General features: G+C 35.3%; 4 protein-coding genes. All 4 read left to right on the forward strand.

Annotated elements, in window-relative coordinates:
- The first annotated feature begins 18 nt into the window (after window positions 1-18).
- Window positions 19-933, forward strand: a complete 915-nt coding sequence (locus JCM15579_RS14185; protein ID WP_054721105.1) for a glutaminase — start codon at window positions 19-21, stop codon at window positions 931-933.
- Window positions 934-1,012: 79 nt separating this feature from the next.
- Complete coding sequence (locus tag JCM15579_RS14190) at window positions 1,013-1,552, forward strand: carbonic anhydrase (protein WP_054721106.1); 540 nt, start codon at window positions 1,013-1,015, stop codon at window positions 1,550-1,552.
- Window positions 1,553-1,614: 62 nt separating this feature from the next.
- Window positions 1,615-2,340: a pseudouridine synthase gene (locus JCM15579_RS14195; protein ID WP_054721107.1), complete on the forward strand. Its 726-nt coding sequence runs from the start codon at window positions 1,615-1,617 to the stop codon at window positions 2,338-2,340.
- A 558-nt stretch (window positions 2,341-2,898) separates the two neighbouring features.
- A partial coding sequence (locus tag JCM15579_RS14200) for a hypothetical protein (RefSeq protein ID WP_218186185.1) occupies window positions 2,899-6,146 on the forward strand: 3,248 nt, incomplete at its 3' end.

Here is a 6,146-nt window from a genome sequence, read left to right on the forward strand (position 1 = left end):
AGATCAATAGTGTGTCAAATGAATTATAATGAGGTTTTTTGTGAGGTTAATAAGTTGTTAAAATCTCATGTAGACAATGGTACTGTGGCATCCTACATACCAGAATTGCAAAAAGTGTCTCCTGATAAGTTTGGCGTGCATTTATGTACTGTGGATGGAGGAAATTTTGCTTTTGGTGATTCGGAGGAAAAATTTTCTATCCAAAGTATTTCTAAGGTTTTGTCATTAACCATGGCTTTTGAAATAGAGGAGGATAAACTTTGGAAAAGAGTTGGTGTTGAACCTTCAGGAAATCCGTTTAATTCATTGGTTCAGTTGGAATATGATGAGGGAATTCCTCGAAATCCATTTATTAATGCTGGAGCCATTGTAATTGCCGATGTGTTAGTGAGTAAATTGAAAAAACCTAAGGAAGATTTTATCAAATTTGTTCGACAACTGTCTGGTAATAATCAAATAGATTATTGTGATCGTGTTGCACAATCTGAGAAATCGAAAGGACATAGAAATGCTGCATTGTGTAACCTGATGAAATCTTTCGGGAATATTGAGAATGACATTGATGAAGTAATTAATTTTTACTTTGAGTTGTGTTCTATAGAGATGACCTGTAGCGAATTGGCTCGAACATTCTTATTCCTGGCTAACTATGGTAAAGATCCTGTAAGTGGCAATAAAATAATTAGTTCTAGCAAGTCGAAGCGAATTAATGCGGTAATGCAGCTGTGTGGTTTGTACGATGAGGCAGGTGAATTTTCATTTAAGGTAGGATTGCCTGGAAAAAGTGGTGTTGGTGGTGGAATTGCCGTTGTACACCCTGGCAAATACAGTATGGTAGTTTGGAGTCCTCGTTTAAATAAAAAAGGCAACTCAAATAAAGGCGTGAGGTTTTTAGAAGAGTTCACCAGCTATACTGAATCATCAATATTTTAATTTTTGGGGATATTTGCAAAAGAGATTCAATTGGCTATCTTTAGAATTATTCTAAACATTAACTATTGTCAAAATTACCATGAATCAACTTATCGAAATTAATTCTTCGGAAGATATTCTTTCGGCTTATCAGAATACACCCATTTCTTTATTGATAGAATATCATAATCTAAACAAAACTTTTGACGATTATGCAGAAGCTGAGCTGCTTGTAGGAATGTGTATGGATCATAGAAAACATTTACATATTCCGGATAATTTTTCCTACATCATTCGTACAGGTGGAGCCAACCTTCGATATAGTGAATTTAAAGTGTCATATGCCATTTCGGTAGGTGGAATTAAGCACATTGCACTTATTGGACACAATAACTGTGGAATGGTTAATTTGGTTTCGAAGAAAGGACAATTTATAGATGGATTGGTAAATAATGGTGGATGGAGCAAAGAAAGAGCAGAAGAACATTTTAACAATTTTGCTCCAATGTTTGAAATTGGAAATGCTGCTGAATTTGTAACCATGGAAGCGAATAGATTGCGCAATAAGTATCCTAACGTTGTTGTAGCGCCACTTTTTTACAATGTTGATAACAACAAATTGTATATGATTGAGGAGTGATGGAAAGAAATATTCCATTACTTTTGTCAACCTTTAAATATTAATAACAGGCGATTTAAGGAATGGAATATACCCGATTAAATAAGGCAATTGCAGAAACAGGATATTGTTCACGTAGAGAAGCGGATAAGCTGATTGAAACGGGCAAGGTGAAAGTGAATGGCAAAGTAGCCGAAATGGGGTTAAAGGTTACAAAGTCTGATGAAATTTCGGTTAAAGGTCAGGTTGTAACTAAAACTGTTCGAAATATTTACCTTGCATTTCACAAGCCTGTAGGAATAACATGTACTACTGACCTTAGAATTAAGGGCAATATTGTTTCGTATATAAATTATCCGGAAAGAATATTTCCAATTGGTAGATTGGATAAACCGAGTGAAGGATTGATTTTTATGACTAACGATGGTGATATCGTGAATAAAATTCTTCGTTCAAGAAATAATCATGAAAAAGAATATATTGTTCGTGTAAATAAAAAAATTACCAACGACTTTATTCGTAGAATGAGTAATGGGATTCCAATTTTGGATACAGTTACCAAAAAGTGTAAAGTTTCGAAGGTTAACAATTCCACATTCAAAATCATACTTACCCAAGGGTTGAATCGCCAGATTCGTAGAATGTGTGAATATTTAGGTTATGAAGTTACCATGTTAAAACGTCTTAGAATCATGAATATTGAGCTGGGAACTTTAAAGCCTGGTAAGTATCGTTCTTTTACTAAAAAGGAGCTTCACGATTTGTTGAATTTGTGCGAAGATTCGCACAAGACACATGATGAATTATAGCCTCAATTATTTCTTGTTTTAAATATTATCATTCATTGTTAGAATTCCTGTTGTGGTATTCTTCATGAGTTTTATGTGAAAATTATCTTTTTAATAGTTACGGCTTGCCATTTAATGTGATTTTGATGTAAAGTTCCACCAGATTTTGATCTGGTTTTAAATAGGAGTTTTTACAAATTAGGACAGAAATATCTGGATCTTTTAAATAAATTTTTGGGACCTTAGGACAGAAGAAGACAAATCGATACAGAAGATTCTATTTTAAGAGATCTTCTCATTAAAAATTCCCTTCTTTTATAATGTAAATCTAACTTTCTGGAGATAGAATTTTACGTCAAACTCACCTTATTTAATTTCAATTTGAATAAAATAATATTACTGAGCAAAATGTCTCATTATCAGCGATATGATTTCTTGTTTAAGAAAACTTAGCTTTTAATTGAGGTTTTTACGAACTTTAATCATTAAATTTACGTAGTTAAAGAAGTAAAAATAATCATTCGTCAAAAATGAATTGTTGTGAGAGAATAATGAGCCTAAGTAAAAAGAGGAGGGAAAATGAATAAACTTTTACGACTGTTTTGTTCTACGTACTTTTTAATATTTGGTTATCATTTAGGAACAGCGCAAATTGTAAGTCCAAAAAATGATACCATTATTTGTGCTGGAGAATCTGTTACGCTTCAAGCGGCACCAGGCTCTTATATGTACAATTGGAATACCGGTGATTTGTCGAAAAATATTACTGTATCACCTCTTACAACTACCTCTTATTCTCTTAGAGTTTTTATTCCTGATAGGGGAACGGAATTAATTGCGAATGGTGATTTTGATTCTGGGAATACTGGTTTTTATAGTGAGTATGTTTATTGTCCGGATCCTGTGTTGTCTTCATCAAATCATTCTGATTGGCAATCTCTATGGGAAGAGGGTCGATATACTGTTGATGATAATCCTAGCGAATACCATTCAAACTTTGCAAATTGTACAGGTCATACAGGTAATTCTCCTGATAATTATCTGATTGTGAATGGATCACCTGATGAAAATGTTGTAATCTGGAGTCAAACGATCACAGTAAACCCAAATCAATATTATGCATTTTCAACATGGGCTTGTAATGTTCACCCTACAAATCCTGCTCGTCTTGAGTTCATGATTGATGGAGTGCTCATGGGAGACTATATTGAACCAAGTTCTGGTTCCACTTGTAATTGGGAAGAATTTTATTCATTATGGTATTCTGATTCGAAAACATCCATTGAAATTTCAATTGTAAATAAGAATTTAATTCGAAGTGGTAACGATTATGCATTGGATGGAATTTCATTTAATCCGTTAATAGAAGTTCCTGACTCAAGAGTAGTGAATGTTGTGGAACCAGCTGTTGTAAATGCTGGTCCTGATCAAACAATTTGTGCCAATACTCGTGCATCGCTTTCCGCATCTGCTACCAATTATACCGGATTTTCTTGGGCAAGCTCAGGAGATGGAACATTTACAAGACCTAATAGTTTTAATTCTAAATATATACCAGGAGATAGTGATATTGCTACAGGAACAGTGGTTTTGACTGCACTTGCAAATGCAAACTCACCTTGTGGTGTAGTAACCGATAATTTGACATTAACAATAAATCCTGCTCCTAATCCTAATTTAGGAGACCTACAGATTTCTTGTAATGGAAGTCCCGTAATTCTTGATGCTGGTGAAGGTGGTGTTTTTTATCAGTGGAGTACAGGAGAAAGATCATCGAAAATTGATGTTACTACATCAGGAAATTATTCAGTTATTGTCGCTAATAGTTATGGTTGCATAGAAACAGATGACGTTTATGTTGATTTCGTACCAAGTTTAAATATCGATTTGGGGCCTGATATTACTGTATGTGAAGGAGAAGCCGTGGTTTTAGATGCAGGTATATCTAATGCTAATTATTTATGGAGTACTGGAGATACAACGCAGCAAATTGTGGTGTATTCGGCTGGAAACTATTCAGTAACGGTTTCAAATGATTATGGTTGTAACGATACGGATGATATAAGTGTTAGTCTTAATCCACTTCCTGTGGTTGACTTAGGTCCGGATCAGGAATTAACGGAAGGTGATGTGATTCGCCTGGATGCCGGAGTACATGCACAGTATATATGGGATAATGGACATACTGGCCGATACCTGGATGTTGATATACCTGGTCTTTATGCAGTTCGAGTTTATGATTCGAATGGGTGTTCGGCTATGGATATGGTAAATATTTCAGGAGGAACAGGTTCGGTGCCTGATATTAACTTAAATGATACCATAATCTGTAGGGGAGAATCAGTGGAACTTTTTGCAGGTGAAGGGTTTCTATTTAATTGGGATGTTGATGGTTTATCTAGTCGAGTTGTGGTTAGTCCCGACTCTACCCAAACATACCATTTAAGAGCATTTTATATTGATGAGACCATTGAAATGATACAAAACGGAAACTTTAATCTGGGAAATGTTGGGTTTACCAGTGATTACTATTTCTGTTCTAATCCTATTGCCAAAGATTGTAAAGATCAAAAAAGTAAGTATACCATTAATAGTAATACTACTATTTTAGGAGGTGGCTTTCATGATTGTGTTGGTGTTACAGGTAATTCACCAGATAATGTAATGGTGGTAAAAGGTGCTGAAGCGAACTATACAGTTTGGGAACAAACCATTGATGTAGATCCAGATAGCTACTATGTGTTTTCGGTGAATATTACCAATTTACATTCAAATAGTTACGATGAGTTTGAAGTTTTGGTAAATGGTGTTAGAGTGGATCATTTTTATACTGATGAGCCTTGTGATTGGGATTTATTTAAGAGTTTAATTTATACCGATGGATTAACACAATTGACAATTTCAATTGATAATGTGAGTACATCTGGTGTTGGAAATGGTTATGCTCTTGATGAGATCAGTATGTTTAAATTGGCAGAATTGCCTTTAGATGTTACAGTTACTGTAGTTCAGAATGTTGATGCAGACGCAGGGAGTGATTTATCAATTTGTGAGTCTGAAACAGTTTCATTAAATGGTACAGTTCAAAATGAATCTTCTTTTGAATGGAGAACATTAGGAGATGGTACTTTTGATAACAACAACATTTTAAACCCTAGCTATACTCCTGGTTTAAATGATATAGCTAATGGGTATGTAGATCTTGAGTTAAGTGCTCAACCAGTTGCTCCTTGTACAGTTCCTGATTTGGATACGCTTCGTGTGGATATTAATTCAAACTTATCCATTGATTTAGGTTTGGATAGAGATCTTTGTCAGGGAGACTCGATTACACTCACGGCCAATTTTGCAGGTGGAACTTATTTATGGAATACAGGAGAAACAAGTCAGTCGATCGTTGTGAAAACAGCAGGGAATTACTCTGTTGTAGTTGCTGATATTAATGGTTGTACAGGAACTGATGATATTGAAGTGAGAGTGCATTCCAATCCGGTTATTGACTTGGGGCCAGATCAGGTAACTTGCGATGGTGTTGCAGTTATGCTGGATGCGGGTGATTCTGGCTCATCATATATATGGAGCAATGGAGAAACAAATCAAACCATATCAACTTCAATTGGCGGCAATTATAACGTAGTTGTAACTGATGCCAATGGTTGTGTTGGAATAGATGATGTTAATATCATAGTGAATATGCCACCGACAGTAAATCTTGGTCCAGACCGGGAAATTTGTGCTGGTGGCACGGTTACATTAGATGCCGGCAATGCAGGATCAAGCTACCTATGGTCAAATGGCGCAACGACTCAAACTATTATCGTTCCAAG

This window comes from Marinifilum fragile JCM 15579, from assembly GCF_001310955.1.
Taxonomy (GTDB): Bacteria; Bacteroidota; Bacteroidia; order Bacteroidales; family Marinifilaceae; genus Marinifilum; species Marinifilum fragile.